Annotated in this window: 11 protein-coding genes; 7 read left to right on the forward strand and 4 right to left on the reverse strand. The window is 58.9% G+C overall.

Features of this window, described 5'->3' with window-relative positions; all coding sequences use genetic code 11:
- Nucleotides 1-75: 75 nt before the first annotated feature.
- The 4 genes from treS to BLR00_RS10465 all read left to right on the forward strand — a co-directional run bounded on the left by treS (nt 76) and on the right by BLR00_RS10465 (nt 11,595).
- The gene (gene treS / locus BLR00_RS10450; protein ID WP_074634255.1) at nt 76-3,414 is read left to right on the forward strand and encodes a maltose alpha-D-glucosyltransferase; all 3,339 of its coding nucleotides are present in this window, start codon (nt 76-78) and stop codon (nt 3,412-3,414) included.
- A gap of 55 nt (nt 3,415-3,469) precedes the next feature.
- On the forward strand, nt 3,470-5,308 hold the full coding sequence (gene treZ, locus BLR00_RS10455) for a malto-oligosyltrehalose trehalohydrolase (protein WP_074632320.1): 1,839 nt from the start codon (nt 3,470-3,472) through the stop codon (nt 5,306-5,308).
- Nucleotides 5,309-5,411: 103 nt separating this feature from the next.
- Complete coding sequence (locus BLR00_RS10460; RefSeq protein WP_074632321.1) at nt 5,412-10,625, forward strand: malto-oligosyltrehalose synthase; 5,214 nt, start codon at nt 5,412-5,414, stop codon at nt 10,623-10,625.
- A 28-nt stretch (nt 10,626-10,653) separates the two neighbouring features.
- On the forward strand, nt 10,654-11,595 hold the full coding sequence (locus BLR00_RS10465) for a DedA family protein/thiosulfate sulfurtransferase GlpE (protein WP_074632322.1): 942 nt from the start codon (nt 10,654-10,656) through the stop codon (nt 11,593-11,595).
- Nucleotides 11,596-11,683: 88 nt separating this feature from the next.
- Here BLR00_RS10465 and BLR00_RS10470 read toward each other — a convergent pair whose 3' ends face one another.
- Both BLR00_RS10470 and glgX read right to left on the reverse strand, forming a co-directional pair.
- On the reverse strand, nt 11,684-12,808 hold the full coding sequence (locus BLR00_RS10470) for an MBL fold metallo-hydrolase (protein ID WP_074632323.1): 1,125 nt from the start codon (nt 12,806-12,808) through the stop codon (nt 11,684-11,686).
- Nucleotides 12,809-12,837: 29 nt separating this feature from the next.
- Complete coding sequence (glgX, locus tag BLR00_RS10475) at nt 12,838-14,937, reverse strand: glycogen debranching protein GlgX (protein WP_074634256.1); 2,100 nt, start codon at nt 14,935-14,937, stop codon at nt 12,838-12,840.
- Between the two features lie 235 nt (nt 14,938-15,172).
- On the opposite strand from glgX, the gene BLR00_RS10480 reads away from it, so the two are divergent.
- Nucleotides 15,173-16,408: a glucose-1-phosphate adenylyltransferase gene (locus BLR00_RS10480; protein WP_256324114.1), complete on the forward strand. Its 1,236-nt coding sequence runs from the start codon at nt 15,173-15,175 to the stop codon at nt 16,406-16,408.
- A 167-nt stretch (nt 16,409-16,575) separates the two neighbouring features.
- Here BLR00_RS10480 and BLR00_RS10485 read toward each other — a convergent pair whose 3' ends face one another.
- Nucleotides 16,576-17,214 (reverse strand): hypothetical protein, encoded by a 639-nt coding sequence (locus BLR00_RS10485; protein WP_074632325.1) that lies wholly within the window; start codon nt 17,212-17,214, stop codon nt 16,576-16,578.
- A 205-nt stretch (nt 17,215-17,419) separates the two neighbouring features.
- On the opposite strand from BLR00_RS10485, the gene BLR00_RS10490 reads away from it, so the two are divergent.
- Nucleotides 17,420-18,574 (forward strand): GGDEF domain-containing protein, encoded by a 1,155-nt coding sequence (locus tag BLR00_RS10490; RefSeq protein ID WP_074632326.1) that lies wholly within the window; start codon nt 17,420-17,422, stop codon nt 18,572-18,574.
- Between the two features lie 15 nt (nt 18,575-18,589).
- On the opposite strand, the gene pyk is transcribed toward BLR00_RS10490, so the two are convergent.
- On the reverse strand, nt 18,590-20,104 hold the full coding sequence (gene pyk / locus BLR00_RS10495; protein ID WP_074632327.1) for a pyruvate kinase: 1,515 nt from the start codon (nt 20,102-20,104) through the stop codon (nt 18,590-18,592).
- 71 nt (nt 20,105-20,175) lie between these two features.
- Between pyk and BLR00_RS10500 the strand changes: the two genes are divergently transcribed.
- Entirely contained in the window at nt 20,176-20,436 is a 261-nt protein-coding gene (locus BLR00_RS10500) for a hypothetical protein (RefSeq protein WP_074632328.1), read from the forward strand.
- Nucleotides 20,437-20,711 lie beyond the last annotated feature (275 nt).

The raw sequence follows: 20,711 nt of genomic DNA on the forward strand, positions 1-20,711 counted from the left end.
GTGGAAAACTGTTCAATAACACCTGTCTGCCCGCTTCAGCAATGCCGGCACTCCAGTATGGAAAAAAAGAACACCATGGAACAAGAAGACGACCCGCTTTGGTACAAGGACGCCATCATCTATGAGCTGCACGTCAAGACGTTCTTTGACAGCAATGGTGATGGCATTGGAGATTTTCCGGGCCTGATCTCCAAACTCGACTATCTGCAGGAGCTGGGCGTCAACACGCTCTGGCTGCTGCCGTTCTATCCCTCGCCGGGGCGCGATGACGGCTACGACATCGCCGACTATCACAACATTCATCCCGCGGTTGGCGAGATGGCGGATTTCCGCAAGTTTATCGACGAAGCGCATCTCCGCGGCTTGCGCGTGATCACCGAGCTGGTAATCAACCACACTTCGGATCAGCATCCCTGGTTCCAGGCGGCGCGGTGTTCGCCGCCGGGTTCAAGCAAGCGGGACTTCTACGTCTGGAGCGACACCGATTCCCGATACAGCGGAACCCGCATCATCTTCAATGACACGGAGAAATCCAACTGGACGTGGGATGAGGAAGCAAAGGCTTATTACTGGCATCGCTTCTTCTCGCACCAGCCGGATCTGAATTTTGCCAATCCGCATGTATTCAAGGCAATCATGCATGTGATGAGATTCTGGCTCGACGCCGGGGTGGATGGTATGCGCCTGGACGCGATGCCCTATCTATGCGAACGCGAGGGTACCAGCAACGAGAACCTGCCGGAAACCCACGCGGTAATCAGACGCATGCGCGCCGAACTGGATCAACACTACCCCAACCGCATGTTCCTGGCGGAGGCGAACCAGTGGCCGGAAGATGTACGCGAGTATTTTGGAGACGGCGACGAATGCCATATGGCCTTCCACTTTCCCCTCATGCCGCGCATGTACATGGCCATTGCGCAGGAAGACCGGCATCCGGTCGTGGAAATCATGGAGCAGACGCCGGACATCCCGGACAATTGCCAATGGGCGGTGTTCCTGCGCAATCATGACGAACTGACCCTGGAAATGGTCACCGATCGCGAACGGGACTATCTCAACCAGACTTACGCGATTAACCCTGACGCGCGCCTCAATCTGGGCATCTGCCGCCGCCTCGCGCCGCTGCTTGAAAACGATCGGCATCGTATTGAGCTGATGAGCCTGCTGCTCATGACCATGCCGGGCTCGCCGATCCTCTATTATGGCGATGAGATCGGCATGGGTGACAATTTCCTGCTTGGCGACCGCAATGGTGTCCGCACACCCATGCAGTGGCGCGGAGAGCTTAATGGCGGCTTTTCCACCGCTGAACCTGATCGTCTGTTTCAACCGCTCATTGTCGATCCTGTCTATGGCTTCGGCGCGGTAAACGTGGAGTCGCAACAGCGCAACGCTTCCTCACTGCTCAACTGGATGCGCCGGTTGATTGCCATGCGCAAGGCGCAACGCGCCTTCGGTCGCGGCACGCTCAGCTTTCTGCGGCCGGGCAATCGCAAGATACTTGCCTATCTGCGCGAATACGAAGATGAAATCATCCTGTGCGTGGCCAATCTGTCACGCGCGCCACAGGCGGTAGAACTGGATTTGAGTCCTTTCAAGGGCCGGGTGCCGGTGGAATTGATGGGCCGCAGCAAGTTTCCCCCCATCGGCCAATTGCCGTATCTGCTCACCTTGAGCGGCCACGGGTTTTATGCCTTCCGTCTGGCCACGGATGTGGAGGCGCCGGCCTGGCACGAAGAGCGCCCGGTACCCCCGGATCTGCCCGTGCTGATACTGGTAGACCTGGGATGGCACACCCTTTTTGGGCACACTGAGGACCGTGAGGGTGTGAACCAGCTGATGGTGCGCCGCGCGCGGGACCAGCTGGAGCGGCAGATCATTCCACGCTACTTCCGCTCCCAGCCATGGTTCCTGGATAAAGATGCGGCGACGGAGAAATTCGAGCTTGGCGAGATGAGTGAGTGGTCCACGGAATCCGGCAGCTGGCTGCTGGCCACCGCGGTGTTGACACTCACCAATGGTGAATCGCATCGCTACGCCATTCCGCTGGCGCTGGCGTGGGAGGATGAGGACGAGAACCGTATCAGTGCGCTGCTGCATGCTACGCTGGCTAAGGTACGGCGGCGCGCGCGCATGGGGATCCTGTTCGACGCATTCTGGGACGACGCATTCTGCCGCACGGTGGTATCGAGCATGGAGTGTGGCTCAACCGTGCCGTTTGGCGGCGGGCAGTTGCAGTTCGGGGCGACTCTTGCCTTCCCCGGCTTCGCCTATCCAGCGGATACGGCGACGGTGACGCGTACCGTATCCGAGCGCGGACGTCTGGTGGTGAACCTGGGTGATCACCTGGTGCTGAAGGGCTACCGTTGGTTGCTTCCAGGGGTGCACCCGGAGCTGGAAGTATCGCGATTCCTCACGGAGACGGCGAAGTTTACCCACATGACCCCACTGGCGGGCACGGCGGAGTACTCGGACGGCGGCGAGGGACATCGTTCAACGCTTGCGATCCTGGAGCGCTACGGCGAGAACCAGGGCAATGCCTGGACTTATACGCTGGACTACCTGGAGCGTTTCCTGGACGAGTGTCTCGCACGGCCGGAGCACCCTCCGGATGCGCGCCATGCCGTTTACATGGATCTGATCAGGACCCTGGGCCTGCGCACGGCGGAATTTCATCAGGCGCTCGCACTACCCGGCGCCGCCGGTGCTCCTGATGCCATCGATGCCATCGATGCATTTGGCAGCGAGCCCATCACAGCGGACGACATTGCCGCATGGGTGAACAGTGTGCACATACAGATGGGCGCGATGTACAAGCTGCTGGAAGCGGAATTGCCGTGGCTGCCTGAGCCGGTGCAGCCGACAGGCAACGATCTGGTGGCGGCCCGGCCCAGGCTCTACCGGCGCATCATGCACGCGGCAACCCTGCATCCCGAGGCAACTGGTGCCGCCAAGGCACGCTATCATGGTGACTACCATCTCGGCCAGGTATGGCTTTCAAGTAACGATTTCCTGATTACCAACTATGGTGGCGAACCTGGACGGGACTGGGCGCAGCGCCGCTGGAAACACACGCCGCTGCGTGATGTAGCGGGAATGCTGTATTCATTTTCGGAGGTGGCGGCAGCGGCGCTGGATCATGTGGCGGCTGATTTGCCCGAAACGGGCGTCGCGCTGCGGCAGCAAGTGGATACCTGGCAAGCGCAGGCAAGCCGGAATTTCTTCAAGAGCTATCGCAGAGCGATGAAGGGACACGCCTTGTTTCCTTCCGATACACGGATCGCGGATGCGCTGGTCACGCTGTTCATGGTGGAAAAGGCTGCCGCCGGCGTAAGTAACGCGCTCACGCAAAGTTCAAAAACAGCAGTCACCGCCATGCGGCGGCTGATCCAGCTCGGCCAGCGGAGATAGGTGGTGAAGAGAAACAGTAAAGACAGGAGCAGGCTTGCTCACACGATCCCATGATATGCCCTTCGGAGCACAGATCGCGGAACAGGGTGTCCGCTTCCGTCTGTGGGCGCCCGGTTGCGACCGGGTAGCGTTGTGCGTCACAGCCGGGCAGGACGAACGGGCATTTTCGATGGACTCGTGCGGTGGCGGCTGGTTCGAACTCATTACATCGCACGCCAGCGCAGGGACACGCTATCGCTTCGAGGTGAACGGCGGCCTGCGTGTCCCGGACCCGGCATCGCGTTTCAACCCGGACGATGTGCATGGCGCAAGCGAAGTGATCGACCCGGCGGACTTTGACTGGCGGGACGCGGCATGGCGCGGCCGCCCGTGGGAAGAAGCCGTGGTCTATGAGTTGCATGTGGGTACTTTTTCACCCGAAGGGACCTTCACGGGAGTGCTGGAACGGCTCGACTATCTGGTGGAGCTTGGCGTGACGGCGATTGAATTGATGCCGGTGGCCGATTTTCCCGGCGCGCGCAACTGGGGCTATGACGGCGTCCTACCCTACGCGCCGGACAGCCGTTACGGCCGCCCGGACGATCTCAAGGCATTGATTCGGGCTGCGCAGGCAAGAGGCCTGATGGTGTTGCTGGACGTGGTGTACAACCACTTCGGGCCGGAAGGAAATTATCTTCACGTTTATGCAAAAGAATTCTTTACCGAGCGCCACCATACCCCCTGGGGCGCGGCGATCAATTTCGACGGGCCAGGCAGCCGGGATGTGCGCGAATTTTTCATCCACAATGCACTGTACTGGCTGCACGAATATCACCTTGATGGCCTGCGCCTGGATGCGGTGCATGCGATCGTCGACGGCTCTGAACCACATATTCTCACCGAACTGGCAGAGCGCGTGCATGCAAGCATCGGCGGCAAACGCCGGGTGCACCTGATTCTGGAGAACGACGCCAACGCGGCACGCTATCTCGGACGCGGATCTTCCGCCGCCCCCTATGTCACCCCCTATCTTGCCCCGCGTGCCGCCCCGCATGTCACTCAATATGCGGCCCAATGGAATGATGACATTCATCATGCGCTGCATGTCCTCACAACCGGCGAGACAGATGGATATTACACGGACTACGCTGATGAGCCGATCCGCCACCTCGGGCGCTGCCTGGCGGAAGGATTTGCTTACCAGGGAGAAGTGTCAGCCTATCGCGGCCATGCGAAGCGCGGCGAAACGAGCGCGCACCTGCCGCCGCAAGCCTTCGTGTCTTTCCTGCAATGTCACGACCAGGTGGGCAACCGCGCTTTCGGGGAACGCATTGCACATATTGCGCCAGCGGCGGCCGTGCGCGCGGCGGCGGCTGTCTATCTGCTGGCGCCGGGCATCCCCATGCTGTTCATGGGGGAGGAGTTCGCCGCGAAATCGCCGTTCCAGTTCTTTTGCGACTTCAGCGGCGAACTGCGCGCAGCGGTGACGCAAGGCCGGCGGCGCGAATTTGCCCGGTTCGCGCGCTTCGCCGATCCGGCGATGCAGGCGGCCATACCGGACCCGAATGAGATGCAGACCTTTCTTGCGTCGAAGCTCGACTGGAGCTTGCTCAAGGATGCACAGGCGGAATGGCTGGCGCATTACCGGAACCTATTGAAGCTGCGGCGGGACGTGATTGTGCCCCGCCTGCGAGGGATGAGTGGGCGTTCGGCGAGGTTCGAAGTATTCGCGCCGGAAAGTCTGCGGGTGCAGTGGCAGCTGGGTGATGGTTCGACGCTGCGGCTGCTGGCGAATTTTTCGGGTGAGAGAATTCACGCAGACATTCCAGCCGGACAGACTGTGTTCGCCTCGTCAACAGAGGCGGGGCAAGGCATGCTCGATCCGTGGTCCGTGGTGTGGACGCTCGAAACATAGCCGGGGCCCGAAAATTATCGTAACCCGCATGAATAATGGCATTGAACCTAAATCCGGTTTGTGCCGCGTACTCTGGTGAAGTACCCGACCTAAAAGGAAATACATGAGCAATACGCTGGATCAACTATGCGACCGGTATGGTGTGCTGCCGTGGTACAGCGATATCTGGGGCAATGCCCATCACATCTCCGAAGCCGCGAAACGCGCCCTGCTCGGCGCCATGGGAATAGCGGCAAACACCGAGGAAGAAACCTCCGCGTCCTTGCAGGCTTTCGAGCGGAGCAAGTGGGAACGGCCGCTATCACCGGTACAGGTGGTGCGCGAGGCGGTGCGGCCGCACCATATCGCCATCGCCCTGCCGGTAAGCGAGGATACGCGGGCCTACCGCTGGTGTCTGCGCAGGGAATCCGGCGCCGAGGACAGGGGCGAATTCACCCCAGCCGCACTGAACGATGTGGAGTGCGCTCATTTCGGCGGCCAGGAATTCGCGCGCGGAATGCTGTCGCTGGATCTCGCTGTGGAACCGGGCTATCACTACTTCTCGATTGAGCCGGTGGATGGGCATGGCCTCACCGGTGAGATGCCCATTATTGTCGCGCCCGCCGCCTGCTATGAGCCACCGGCAATTAACGGCGAAGGACGGGTGTGGGGTTTCGCGGCACAGCTCTATGGCATCCGCTCCGAGCGTAACTATGGCATTGGAGACTTCGGCGATTTGCGCCGTCTGGTCGAATTTTGCGCCGAGGCGGGGGCAAGCACGCTGCTGCTCAATCCGCTACATGCGCTATTCCCGGATGCGCCTGAGCATGCGAGCCCGTACAGTCCTTCCAATCGTGCCTGGTTCAACATACTTTATCTGGACGTGGAAGCCATCACCGATTTTTCAGAGTGTGCAGAGGCGCGCGCGCTGGTGGCTACGCCCCGATTCCAGGCGCAGCTGCGCGCGCTTCGCGCCGCGGAACAGGTGGATTATCGCGGTGCCGCGGAGGCAAAATCGAAAGTTTGCGGGTACCTGTACCGGCATTTCCGCACTCATCACTTGACCCGCGACACCAGCCGGGCACGGGCTTTTCGCACCTTTCAGGCCGAACGCGGCGACAGCCTGCGCAAACAGGCGCTGTTCGAGGCGCTGCAGGAGCATTTTCACGCGCAGGACAGCGCAATGTGGGGCTGGCCAGCGTGGCCGGAAGCCTATCACGAGCCGCATGCACCGGAGGTGGCGGCATTTTGCGATAATCGCCTGGATCGGGTTGAGTACTTCGAATACCTGCAATGGCAGGCTTCCGCACAACTGGGCGCTATTGGCACCTGCTCGGCGGCGTTGGGGCTCGGCGTAGGCATAATGTTTGATTTGGCGGTCGGCGTAGCGGAAGGCGGCGGCGCCACGTGGGCCCGGCGCGAACTCTATGCGTTGCGTGCCAGTGCCGGCGCCCCTCCGGATGATTTCAACCGTCTTGGTCAGGACTGGGGACTGCCGCCATGGATTCCCCATCAATTGACTGCCGCCGCCTACGCACCTTTCATTGAGCTGCTGCGCGCCAATATGCGCGATTCCGGGGGGCTGCGCGCGGACCACGTAATGGGTCTGTACCGCCTGTTTTGGGTTGCGCACGGCCTGCCCGCTACGGAAGGCGCCTACGTGCGCTATCCATTCGAAGATCTGCTGGGTATTCTCGCTTTGGAGAGCCAGCGCAATCGCTGCCTGGTGGTAGGCGAAGATCTGGGTACCGTTCCGGATGAAGTGCGCCGGGCCTTGCAGCCCATGAACGTGATGTCGACGCGACTGCTGTATTTCGAGCGGCGCGGCGACGGCCGGCTGAAGCCGCCACAAGAGTATCCGGTGAATGCTGTCATAGCGGTTACGACGCACGATCTGGCAACTTTGGCTGGATTCTGGCAAGGGCTGGACATTGATCTGCGTCAGGAGCGGCATCTGTTTCCCGACGACGAGGCGCGGAATCGGCAGATCGTTGAGCGCGCCGCGGACCGCGCGCAGATATTGGTGGCACTGGAGAGAGAAGGCATGTTACCAGCAAGCGGTGGCCTGCATCAGGTTGGTTTCCCCGAGATGGCGGCGGAGCTGGCGGCGGCTGTGTATGCCTGTCTGGCGCGGGCACCGTCCAAACTGCTGCTGGTACAGATGGAAGATGGTTTCGGCGTGCGTGAGCAGCCGAATTTGCCGGGCACGGTGGAACCGGCCTACCCTAACTGGCGGCTCAAGTTGCCGCTCAACCTGGAGGAATGGCATGGCAGTGCCTTCCTGCAAGGGTTAACGCTCGCCCTGCGCCGGGAGCGGCCGGTCTCGCATGCGCCCGCCCCTGCCGGGAGCGAAATTGCAAACGGTGTGAAATTGTGGATCCCCCGGGCGACTTACCGGCTGCAATTGAATCGGGACTTCAACCTGAAGCAGGCAACGGAGCTGATTCCGTATCTGGATGAGCTGGGGATCAGCCACTGCTATCTGTCATCGCTGCTCAAGGCCCGCCCCGGCAGCCGCCACGGCTATGACATTACTGACCATCACAGTCTCAATCCGGAAATCGCCAGCCCCGAAGACTTTGAACAGTTTGTTGCCGCTTTGAAACAGCATGGGATGGGCCAGATCATGGACGTAGTGCCCAATCACATGGGCATCATGGGTGCCGACAACAATTGGTGGCTGGACGTGCTGGAAAACGGTCCGGCATCCAGATTCGCCGGCTATTTCGACATCGACTGGTATCTCATCGCCGGGGATCTGCCGGGCCGGGTATTGCTGCCGATACTCGGCGACCACTATGGCGCGATTCTGGAAAATGGTGAGCTCAAGCTTGCATTCGATGCCGCGCAAGGCGCATTCAGTGTGTTCTACTATGAGCATTGTTTCCCGGTAGATCCGCGGGAATATCCGCGCATTCTGGGTCACGGCCTGGAGCGCCTGCGAACACGGCTGGGGGATGAGCATGCAGAGCTTCTGCGGTTCCAGTCCCTGATCACGGCCTTTAGCCATTTGCCGCCGCGCGACGGCGCGTCTCCCGAGGCGGTCGGGGAGCGTGCCCGCGACAAGGAAATGCACAAGCATCACTTGGCCTCGCTATTTGCGAATAGCGCCGACATTGCCCAGTTCATTCAGGAAAATGTGGCGGCTTTCAACGGCACAGCAGCGGACACAGTGAATTTTAATCCGTTGCACGAACTGCTGGAGGCCCAGGCCTATCGTCTGGCTTTCTGGCGCGCGGCGGCGGATGAAATCAACTATCGCCGCTTCTTCGATATCAATGATCTGGCGGCGCTACGCATGGAAGATCCAGGGGTGTTCGAGCATACCCATCAACGGGTGCGCGAGTGGCTGGCGCGTGGTGATGTGAACGGGTTGCGCATCGATCATCCGGACGGTCTGTACGCGCCGAAGGAATATTTCGAGCGCTTGCAAGCGATGGCGGTGGCGCTTTCTCCCCAAACGGCGGGAGAAAACCCCAAGCCGCTGTATATGATCGTGGAAAAGATTCTCGCGTCCCACGAGCATCTTCCGGAGTCTTGGCCGGTCCATGGCACCACGGGCTATGACTTCGCGGCGGCGTGCGGCGGCCTGTTTGCCGACGGCGCCGCCGCCGATCATTTTACCCGGCTCTATCAGGGCTTCATCCGGGAACGGCCGGACCTGGACACGATCATACGGGCAAACAAGCACCTGATCATGGAAACCTCACTGGCGGGCGAACTGCAGGTGCTGGCCACCCAACTGACGCGTATCGCGAAAGGCAGCCGCCGCACCTGCGACTTTACCTTCAACAGCCTGCGTGGCGCGCTGGCCGAGATCGTGGCGAGCTTCCCGGTCTACCGTACCTATGTCGCCGATTGTGAGGCTTCAGCGGAAGACATCCGTTATGTGGATTGGGCGGTGGGCGTCGCGAAGAAGCGAAGCCAGGCGGCGGACACCAGCATTTTCGACTTCGTGCATGACGTGCTGCTGGCGCTGCATGCGCAGGGAAAGAATGAAGCGCAGCATGATGCAGTGTGCGCCTTTGCCATGAAGTTTCAACAGTACACCAGCCCGGTGATGGCCAAGGCGGTGGAAGACACAACCTTCTACCAGTACAACCGGCTGGTATCCCTGAACGAGGTCGGTGGCGAACTGCAGCGCTTCGGCACGTCGCTCGCGGCATTCCACCGGGAGAATCAGGAACGTGCACGCCGCTGGCCGCACGCCATGCTGGCTACATCAACCCACGACAACAAGCGTTCGGAGGACGTACGGGCGCGCATCAGTGCGCTCTCTGAAATACCCGACGAATGGAGTCGCGCGCTTTCCCGCTGGAGCAAACTCAACCGCGGTAACCGTCGTAAGCTGGAGATGCGGCTGGATACCGGGTACGCGCCGAGCCGCAACGACGAGTATCTACTTTACCAGACGCTGCTTGGCATATGGCCCGCCAGTCTGGCCCCACCACCCGGCCCACCGGATGCGGCGGCGTTGGCCGGGCTCTCCGAACGCGTGGAAGCCTACATGCTAAAAGCCGGGCGCGAGGCGAAGGAACATAGTTCGTGGATCAATCCGGACACCGGATATGAGGAAGCGACACGCGATTTCGTGCGCGCGCTATTGTCTCCCGAATCCACCAACCTGTTCTTGCGTGATTTTTTGCCGTTCCAGGAGCGTATTGCACGCGTGGGCACTTTCAACAGCCTGTCGCAATTGCTGCTCAAACTGACTTCACCGGGTGTGCCGGACATCTATCAAGGCAACGAAGTATGGGACTTCAGCCTGGTGGACCCGGACAACCGGCGTGCGGTGGATTACGCGGCGCGGCATGCAGCACTGCGGACGATCAAGACGATGTATGCCGAAAAGGGTGCGGCTGCGTGCGCGCAACAGCTGATCGAGAGCCCGGGGGACGGGCGGATCAAACTCTATCTCACCTGGCGGGCGCTGACATTCCGGCGCGAATGCGAACTGCTTTTCCGTGACGGCGACTACCTGCCGCTGAAAGCGCATGGCGGCCATGCGGAGCAAGTATGCGCCTTCACCCGGCATCTTGGGGACGAAACCTTGCTGGTTGTGGTACCGCGTCTGCTTGGCGGACTCATGGGAGAACATGATCGGATCCCGGCCGGCAAACTCGTGTGGGGCGACACCTGGCTCGAATTGCCGCCGGAACGCAAGCATGAGAGTTGGACTAACACCTTGACCGACAAGACCTTCAGCACGCAGGCGCTCGGCGAAGCGCATGGACTCGCGCTGGATCAACTCTTCGATACATTTCCCTATGCGCTATTGCGGGCGCACGGGACAGGGGCCGGTTCTCGACCATCATCCGGTTTTGCCCCAATGGGATGAGGGTGGCTGCACCGCGTTTGAGGCTACGATGAATTCTCTCTTACAACTGATCGAGCAATATGGCCTGACTGTCGTATTCTTCAATGTGCTCATTGAGCAATTGGGTGCCCCGCTGCCGGCTTACCCCACGTTGGTCATCACCGGCGCCTTGTTGGAGCGCAGCGGCTATTCGGCGCCTTTGCTACTGTTCATCGCCGTACTTGCCGCATTAATTGCCGATTTCACGTGGTATCTGGCGGGAAGACGTTATGGTAGAAAGGTAATGGGGATACTTTGCCGTATTTCGCTATCACCGGACTCATGCGTGAGGCAAACTGAATCGGTGTATTTGCGTTGGGGAGCTTCGTCTTTGCTGGTTGCCAAGTTTATTCCTGGCTTCGCTTCGATCGCCAGTGCGCTCGCGGGCGCCCTCGGGACAAGGCGCATTAGTTTTATTTTCTTCGACGGCGCAGGCGCTGCGCTTTGGGCTGGATCGGCGATTTATCTAGGTTCGCTATTCAGCACGACGATAGATGACCTGTTGAACGTGCTCGAGCATATGGGAACGTGGGGTTTGGTCTTGATCGGCGTAGCGCTGCTCGCGTTTATCGCGAGAAAATGGTGGCAACGTGATCGCTTTCTGAAATCGTTGTACATGGCGCGTATATCGGTCGATGAACTTCACCAGTTGCTGCAGCAAGGCGCGGCTCCCACCATCGTTGATGTGCGCTCCCCGCTCTCGCAGGATGAAGGTCGTATTCCGGGCGCGATGGCGATGTCCGTCGAAGACCTGACCCTCTCTACCCTCGACACCACGTATGACGGTGAGGTTGTTGTGTATTGCTCGTGCCCGAATGAAGCGTCTGCCGCACGGGTCGCAAAGCGGCTTATGAAAATGGGCTACAGCCACGTGCGGCCATTGGCTGGCGGCATCGATGCATGGATTGCTGCCGGATACTCTGTCGAATCAGGGAACATTAACCCCCAATGACCGGTTATGGCACGTTCGAGTCATTGATTGAGTTTAACCTCTGAAGAGTAGATTCACCCCATCAGCGCTCGAATTTGCCGCGTTTCCTTTAGTCGATCGGCCATGGCATTGCCTTCGGCATAGTGACCCCCCTCTTTGCGTCAGGCCCTGATTGGCGCCCGACTGCGTCGATATCGCGCCACCACGGTTCAACTTGTTCCGCATGCGCTGGCTCAATCGGATTTCCGAGGCGCGGCATCACCAGTTGCACGCCCGCTTTCGGTCCCAGCTCCAGCAAGGTTTCCGGGGGCTCGTCCCAGGCGTGCATCGCCAGGTTGAACGTTCCCCAGTGCACAGGCAGGAAAGGACCGCCGCCGAGCAGTTTCAGTGCCTCAAGCGCGTTTTTCGGGCCCAGGTGCATGTCGCCCCAGGCAGGATCGAAAGCACCCACTTCCAGCATCACCAGATCGAACGGCCCAAACCGTTCGTGGATAGTCTGGTATTCCGTCGTGAGGCCCGTATCGCCACTGAAGAACACCGTGTGACGGGGTGAGCGAATCACGAGCGAGGACCATAATGTGGTGTTGCGGCCGTGGAGCAGGCCGCGTCCGGAAAAGTGCTGCGACGGTGTGGCGGTCACCGTCAGTTCGCTGTTCGGCAAGCGGTGCGATTCCCACCAGTCGAGTTCGACGATGCGCTCAGGTTGCACGCCCCAGGCTTCAAGGTGCGCACCGACGCCGAGCGAAGTCACGAACGGCACGTCGCGCTTGGCAAGTTCGCGGATGGTCGGATAGTCGAGATGGTCGTAGTGGTCGTGCGAAACGATCACCAGATCTAGCGGCGGCATGGCGCGCAACGGGACTGGAACGGGCTGGAACCGCTTGGGGCCGGCAAGCCGCGATGGCGATGCGCGCAACCCCCAGACCGGGTCGGTAAGTACACGGATGCCATCGATCTCGATCAGAAGCGTGGAATGTCCGAGCCAGGTGGCGCGCAACCCGCTGGCCGGCCGCCTGGCCCAGGTATCCAGCGGGTTCATTGATGGCAGCGGCCCCCGTGGTACACGCCGTTCGCCGCCGCAGAGAAACTCGCTGAGCGTCGGCATCGCGGCGTTCGGATCCCGCAAATTCGGAATAATCGGATGTACGTTCCGGAATTGGTCGCCCGCCCATAGCAGGGATGCGCGCATACGCTCCAGCCGCGCGCCCTGCGATCTTTTGCCCAGCGATTTCATGTTGCGACCTCCGATCGCATGAAAATCATTCAGTCCTGGCGCTGCAACAGTACCATAGACCGTGGCGCCACCGTCAGCCTGGCGCCAGCCTGAAGCGGGATGGCATCTTCAACCCAGCCTTGAGTGGTATTAAGCACAGGCAGCCAGCTTTGACCCCAGCGGGCCGCAGGTAGAGTAAAGTCCAGCGCTTCGTGATGAGCATTGAAGATCAGGTAGAAACTATTGTCGGTAACCGGTTCGCCACGGGCATTGGGGTTGGGAATGGTTTCGCCATTGATGAAAATTGCCAGGCTTTTAGCGAGCCACCCACCCCATGGCTCCTCGCTCGCCTGCTCGCCTGCGGGACTGAACCAGGCAATATCGCTATAGTCCGCACCATGAATGGCCCGCCCCTGGAACCAGCGGCGGCGGCGAAAGGCCGGATGGGCATGGCGGAAAGCGACAAGGCGCCTGGTGAATTCGCATAAATCCTGGTCAATGCCGGCCCAGTCAATCCAGGAAACTTCGTTATCCTGGCAATAGGCATTGTTGTTACCCTGCTGCGTACGGCTGAATTCATCCCCGGCGAGCAGCATGGGCACGCCTTGCGACAACATGAGCGTGACCAGAAAATTGCGCTGCTGCTGGGCACGAAGAGCAAGCACCCCGGCATCGCCGGTGGCACCCTCGACACCGCAGTTCCAGGAACGATTGTCGTCGCTCCCGTCGCGGTTATCTTCGCCGTTGGCCAGATTGTGTTTGTCATTGTAAGACACCAGATCGTGAAGCGTAAAACCGTCGTGTGCCGTGATGAAATTGATGCTGGCAAAAGGATTGCGCGAATTGCCGGCGTAAAGATCCGGGCTGCCGGTGAAACGGTGCGCGAACTCGCTGAGCGTCTCTTCATGGCCGCGCCAGAAGTCGCGCAGACAATCGCGATACTTGCCGTTCCACTCCGACCAGCCCGGCGGGAAATTGCCAACCTGGTACCCCCCCTCGCCGAGATCCCAAGGTTCGGCAATCAGCTTGATCTGGCTGATGACCGGATCCTGCTGAATGAGGTCGAAGAAGGCGGACAATTTTTGCACTTCGTGCAGTTCGCGCGCCAGTGCGGAGGCCAGATCGAAACGGAAACCATCCACGTGCATTTCCAGTACCCAGTAACGCAACGAATCCATGATCAATTGCAGCACGTGAGGCTGGCGCATATTGAAGGAGTTACCGGTGCCGCTGTAGTCCCTGTAGTGGCGGCGATCATCCGCCATCAATTGGTAATAATAGGCATTGTCGATGCCCTTGAAGCACAGCACCGGCCCCAGATGACTGCCCTCGGCGGTGTGGTTGTAGACCACGTCGAGGATGACTTCCATGCCGGCCTGGTGCATGGCCTTAACCATCTGCTTGAATTCGGCGCTGGCGGCACCCGGACGTTTATCAGCCGCATAGCCGCTGTGCGGCGCGAAATAGGAAATGGAATTGTAGCCCCAGTAGTTGTGTAACCCCTGGTCGATCAAGTGTTTCTCATGCACGAAATAATGCACCGGCATCAACTCGACAGCCGTGACGCCGAGCTGTTTCAAATACCCGATCGCGGCGGGATGAGCGAGGCCCGCGTAGGTGCCTCGCAATTCAGGCGGTATGTCCGGATGCTGTGCCGTGAATCCCTTGACATGCATTTCATAGATAATGGTTTCGTGCCAGGGCCGTTGCAGCAGGCGGTCCCCCGACCAATCGAAGAAAGGCTGCTGGACGACGCACTTGGGCATGAAGGGTGCGCTGTCCTCGTCATTGCGCACATTGGGGTCTGCGAACAGGTAAGGGAATACCGCTTCGTCCCAGCGAACGTCGCCATCAATGCCCTTGGCGTAGGGATCCGCCAGGAGCTTGGCTGGATTGCACCGATTCCCTTGCTCGGGCGCCCATGGCCCATGTATGCGAAAGCCATAGCGTTGCCCCGGTCCGACATCGGGAAAGTAGCCGTGCCAGCAATGACCCGCGTTCTCAGGCAGATCGGTCCGGATTTCGCAATCCAGTTCATCGAACAGGCAAAGCTCAACACGCTCGGCAACCTCCGAAAACAGCGAGAAATTTGTTCCCGCGCCATCGTAGGTAGCGCCGAGCGGATAGGGATTTCCGGGCCAGACTTTCACCGGAAGCACCGGCTATGCGGCGATACCCTGCTCCCTACAGGCGGTTGGAGCGTATGAAGGACAGGAACGATAGGCATGGATTGAGTGAAGGAACGCAAATTTTTTCTTTTTGGGCCTGCTGTTTCTCACTCTAGCAGAAAACCGCAGTAATATGGGCTATAACTAAACCAGCGTGTTGACCAAGAGGTAAAAGGTGGACAACGATATGCGGGAAAGAAGGTGCCGGAAAAAAGTCATGGCTTTTGTCATGGCGGGCGGCGAGGGTTCACGCCTGCGGCCATTGACGGCAGATCGTTGCAAGCCGGCGGTGCCGTTCGGGAGCCGCTACCGTATCGTAGATTTCGTCCTCACCAATCTGGTGAACTCCGACATTCGTTCAATCTATCTTCTGGTGCAGTACAAGCCGCAATCTCTCATCGAGCATATCCGCAAGGCGTGGACGGTTTCCACCCTGTTTTCCGAGCAGTTCGTCACCGTGGTGCCGCCGCAGATGACATCGGAACGTGCACTCTTCGGCGGCACGTCGGATGCCGTATATCAGAGCCTGAACCTGATGGACATGCACCGGCCGGACCTGGTGGCGGTATTTGGTGCGGACCATATCTACCGCATGGATGTTCAGCAGATGGTGCGCTTCCACCGTGAGAACGACGCGGATATCAGCGTGGCCGCACTTCCCGTACCGCTGGAACAGGCTTCGAACTTCGGCATTATCGAAACCGATACGTCGGGGCGCATTACCGGCTTTCAGGAAAAGCCCGAACAAGCGCGGCCAATGCCGAATGATCCGCAACGCGCCTATGCGTCCATGGGCAATTATCTATTCAATGCGGATGTTCTGAGGGCGACGCTGGAGAATGCGCACAAGGATGGCGCGACTGATTTCGGCCATCATGTGCTTCCACGCCTGTCCCAGTCCCATCAGGTGTTCGCCTACGACTTTGCGACCAATGAAGTGCCTGATACCAAGCCCTATGAGGAAAAAGGCTACTGGCGCGATGTGGGAACACTCGATACCTATTTCGAAGCGCATCGGGACATGCTCGGCCTGGAGCCGCGCTTTGATCTTTTCAATCCGCAGTGGCCAATTTTTTCCAGCTATTACCAGGGACCGACCTCCTGGGTGACGTCTGGCGAACTCGACAATGTTCTATTGGGGGCGGCAAACATCATAAGAAACGCAAAGATACGCAATTCGATCCTCCGGCGGGAAGTCATGGTTGAGCCGGGGGCGCAGATCGAAGACTGCGTTATCATGGATTATGTACGCATCGGGCGCGGAGCGAAGCTGCGTCACGTGATCGTTGACCGGCACAATGTGATTCCCGCTGGTGCAGAGATCGGCTTCGATCTTGCACGCGATCGAGAAAAATATCACGTCACCGAAGGCGGGCTGGTAATCGTGCCGTTGGGCGACGTGCGCTATTACTCCAGGGAAGAAAGGAGGATAGGTGCCGGGTATTCCGATTAGATCTAACCCCGGCAGTTAATTTCTCATCTTGAGACTTTCACCTTATGGTGAGCTCACTATGGGGCGGATTCCGTTGAATGTGACAAGCCGGCCACGCACCATGGCTCCTGAAGTGGTAGGTTGGGTTAGCGTAGCGTAACCCAACAATTTCATCGCCGGAAAACCGCTCAAGAAAAAACGATCGATCCCGGCGAACCCAACCATGACAATTCCCCACTTCTTTGCATGTCTTGGAGCCCCCGCAGAATCATTTGCTCAAGCATTCGTCCAAACGCTTCGTTCGAAGGAAAAACCTCAATACCCTCGGGGATCTCCATATTGCCGAGCGCCGTGTGGAATGCGTGTTTTATGCCGGTTCGCCTGATCGTCTTTCCTTTTATGGTGATGGCCATTGACATGGTATAAGCGTCGGTAATGGTTTTTCCAACCATCCACAGCGGAAACCCCGAGCGAGACGCTTCCGCGGCAACGGTGCCGCTATCTGCAATATTATTCAGGACTATCCGGATGGCACCCTCCCCCTGATCGTCAGCTGCGGAGACCGCATCAATCGGGGTAATAACACCTGTATCGCCAAGTATCTTTGCGGCATAATCCCGCAAGGGAATGTCTCCCCTGGGGAAGGGATCCCCATTTCGCTGAAACTCGACAATGAGCTGCAAACGAAGCGGTATCTCTCTCTTTTTGACATCCTCATATTTCATCTTGGGTAACGAAGCGCCCAGAAAAGATCGGGGAGATGCGCATCCCATCAATACGGAGGAAACGATGACAGATGCCAGTATTACGCGGGGGCCGAGGTTCATAGAGACTCCGTATGGGTTCACGGTGGATGACATGCGCTCCAAAAAATGGTACCCAATGACTGTTTTATGACTAATTCTTTACTATTCTATGTCATCAACACCGGAATTGCTGAGGGTAGTGCATTATGCTTTACGCTGCAACCTGCAGGATGCCGTCATCTCTTGAGAATCGCCCTGTCTCTATTGGAAACCTCCATGGGAACCTATGAATGAGCGCCACGCTCCATATCTGATGGACACTAAAGCCACATTCGATTGCGCCACATTTGGATTTGACAACGCGCGAATCCAGGAGGCGCTGTCGGTACTGGGGCTGCATGCCGAACATGCCAAACTGGCGGAGCGCATACGGAGCGAAGCCACGGAGGGAGAAGCCGAGGCGCTGGTGCATTCCTGCTGCGTCGCGCTTGCGCGCGAGCGAAGTTTCGCGTTGATCGAGCGGAGTATGGGTATCGAATGCTTCACGCAAACATGGACCCGGCATTTACGGGACTACGGCCAGGACTTCGATACCCCGAAGTATTTTGGAGAACGGCTGGCCATCGCCGCCGCTTTCGTTCGCGCAAAAATTCCCCTGGGGATTCTGCAGCTACAGCATAGCCTCACGCAGCAAGCACTGATAAACAATCTATCGGTCAAATTCGCGGACGATACGGCAACCCTGCGCCCCCTCATCGACTGCATTTTGAAACTCAACTCCCTGGACGTCTACCTCAGTGCCGAAGGTTATCGTCTTCCACAAATTGACGAACTGCGAAAGGCGCTCACCAGGCTGCGCAAGGAAACATCCCACTGGCATCAGGAAGCTTCGACTGATCAACTCACGGGCTTGATGCGCTATAACACGCTGATGGAGACCCTTGATCACCATATCAATATGGCGCACAGGGGGCACGATGGCCGGAGCGGCAGCCCGCTGTGCGTGGCGATGATCGATCTCGATTTCTTCAAGAAAATTAACGATACCCACGGGCACGTGGTGGGCGACTTCGTCCTCAAGCATGTGGCGGGACGGATTCAGGCGGCGGTGCGGGACTTCGACATGGTTGGCAGATTCGGCGGGGAAGAATTCGTTATTATCATGACGAGCACCCATCTGGAATTGGCAAAGGTCATCGCGGAGCGGATACGCAAAGGGGTGATGGAAACGCCGTTGCATCTGAAGGAACTCAGCATCCCGGTAACCATCAGTGTTGGCGTGGCGATGTTGAGGCCAGGCGAGCGCAAGGAAACATTGATTGAGCGTGCGGATAAGGCAATGTACAAAGCAAAGGAAGCGGGGCGCAATCGGGTAATGCTCGCCAAAGATACCGGCGGCACTGGCGATACCGGCGATTCGGAAACGCTGCCCGAATTGTAGCTGTAAGAATACCGCCTATCCGGTACTCCCATCCAGACTCAAGCGGATCGTCCGGAGCGTGTCGGCTCTTTCGCAAGCGCTACTGGAAGCGGAGACCAGCACAACCTGATCGCCGAGTTCCGCCAGACCCTGCGAGACCAGCCACTCTCCGGCTTGAACCAGACAAGCCTGCGGCCCGGTTCCAGTGCGGGTTCCAGTACCAAATACGGCAGCGGAAAGAAGCGGCGAAACCCCGCGCACCAGCGCCAGGCTCCGATACAATCTCATGGAACTTGCCACGACGATAAGCGGCGCCTGAGGGCGGAAACGGGCAATCGCCAGCGCCGCTGCCATGGTATGGGCGGGCACGATGATGGCCCGGGCGCTGAGCCGCGCAGCAAGCTGGCAGGCGGCGAAGCTCAGGGCATTGCCCGGCTGATCCGGGGAACTGGGCATGTCCGTCGCCCGCATCCGGTCATGTGCCATGCGCAAGCTATATCCCTTCTCCGTCGCCGTGAGCACGCGGGCAAGAAACCGTACGGCGGCGATGGGAAATTGACCGATGGCTGTCTCGGCAGAGAGCATCACGGCATCCGTTCCATCGAGTACCGCGTTGGCCACGTCGGTGGCTTCGGCCCGTGTCGGATGTTCGCGCTCCACCATCGACTCGAGCATCTGCGTGGCGGTGACTACCGGGCGCCCGTGCGCATTGGCCGCCGCGATAATACGCTTCTGCACCACCGGTATCTCGGCGAGATCGGTCTCGACTCCCAGATCACCGCGCGCGACCATCACGCCGTCGGACGCTTCCACAATCGCATCGAGATCCGCGAGTGCCTGGCGCTTCTCTATCTTGGCCATCAGCAGCGGCTGCGCCCCCGGACCCGGTCCAGACGGCAGGCATGCCCGCACCCGCGCAAGATCGCCGGCCGATTGCACAAACGACACGCCGACCCATTCAATCTCTTGCGCCACCGCGAATGCGAGATGACGCCGGTCATCATCGGTAGGCACCAGCTCGCTCAGAATTGATTCGGGAACGTTGATCCCGGAGCCGGAGCGCACAGTGCCGCCGATGATCACTTCGCACTGGACGCAGGCGGCAGTCGTGGTTCTGACGCGCAGCTCGATCGAGCCATCGGCCAGAAACACCGACTCTCCCGCACGGAGCGCCTGAAGCAGCTCCGGGTCTCGCACTGGCAAAAGAGTGTTGTACTCTTCCGCACCACCGCCCTCCTCCGCGATGCCGCCTTCCGCAGTCAGCCTGACTATCGCACCTTCGGTCAGCTTGCGAAAATCATCCGGCAGATCGCCAATGCGGAATTTCGGACCCGGCAGATCAATGAGAATAGCCACCGGCTGGCCGAGCGCATGAGCTGCGTTACGCACCCGCTCAATGCGCCGCGCATGATCGGCATGATCGCCGTGCGAGGCATTCACGCGCGCAACATCCATGCCGTACTCGATCAGTTGCTCGATAACGCCGGGGGAGTCCGTCGCAGGGCCCAGCGTACATACGATCTTGGTTCGCTGCCAGCTGTGGGGAATCATATGGCTATTGTCTCTATATAATTCAACAGATTTCAGATATCGTTGTCTTTTGATTTAAATAAGGAGACACCATGCCCAAACTGACGGACTACGTCAAGATGGCGGCAGAGGATTATCTGGAAGAAACGGGGAACACCGAGCTGAATGCTCGCTGGATAGCCGAATTCTTTCAGGACGGCGGCGTGCAGGATGCCTACCCTCGACAAAATCTGGTCGCGTTCGCGGAAATGGTGCAGAAAGAGTTGACTAAACATGAAGAGCGAGCCGCCAAAAAAACGCGTTTGCTTCTGGACAAAACCATCCGCGGAATAAAGTATCCACGCAAGTCTTAGTAAGCCTGCTCACCGGTTTAGATGCTCCCGGGCAGTGACGCCTGTTATTTCCACCGTCTTGTTGGCGGAACCGGATTCATGTTGCCCGCATCCTCCATCGCTGGATGGATTTCCTCCACCATTTGGACGAGCAGGAACGCAGAACTAAAGTTTATTCTCTTCATACCTGTAAGATCTTGCAGGTAGTCACGATCTCAATTCTCCTATCTAATACTTTCATCGTTAACAACGATGAAAGGAGGCATTGGGAATGGAAGCACCGCTTGCGTAACACG

It is taken from the genome of Nitrosospira multiformis (assembly GCF_900103165.1).
Classification (GTDB): Bacteria; Pseudomonadota; Gammaproteobacteria; order Burkholderiales; family Nitrosomonadaceae; genus Nitrosospira; species Nitrosospira multiformis_D.

Bases quoted from the DNA above. Each gene is read 5' to 3' on its own strand.
- BLR00_RS10460 (WP_074632321.1), top strand. From the start codon at position 5,412: ATGAGCAATACGCTGGATCAACTATGCGACCGGTATGGTGTGCTGCCG.
- BLR00_RS10490 (WP_074632326.1), top strand. From the start codon at position 17,420: ATGAATGAGCGCCACGCTCCATATCTGATGGACACTAAAGCCACATTC.
- pyk (WP_074632327.1), bottom strand. From the start codon at position 20,104: ATGATTCCCCACAGCTGGCAGCGAACCAAGATCGTATGTACGCTGGGC.
- treZ (WP_074632320.1), top strand. From the start codon at position 3,470: ATGCCCTTCGGAGCACAGATCGCGGAACAGGGTGTCCGCTTCCGTCTG.
- BLR00_RS10465 (WP_074632322.1), top strand. From the start codon at position 10,654: ATGAATTCTCTCTTACAACTGATCGAGCAATATGGCCTGACTGTCGTA.
- BLR00_RS10485 (WP_074632325.1), bottom strand. From the start codon at position 17,214: ATGAACCTCGGCCCCCGCGTAATACTGGCATCTGTCATCGTTTCCTCC.
- BLR00_RS10470 (WP_074632323.1), bottom strand. From the start codon at position 12,808: ATGAAATCGCTGGGCAAAAGATCGCAGGGCGCGCGGCTGGAGCGTATG.
- treS (WP_074634255.1), top strand. From the start codon at position 76: ATGGAACAAGAAGACGACCCGCTTTGGTACAAGGACGCCATCATCTAT.
- BLR00_RS10480 (WP_256324114.1), top strand. From the start codon at position 15,173: ATGGCTTTTGTCATGGCGGGCGGCGAGGGTTCACGCCTGCGGCCATTG.
- BLR00_RS10500 (WP_074632328.1), top strand. From the start codon at position 20,176: ATGCCCAAACTGACGGACTACGTCAAGATGGCGGCAGAGGATTATCTG.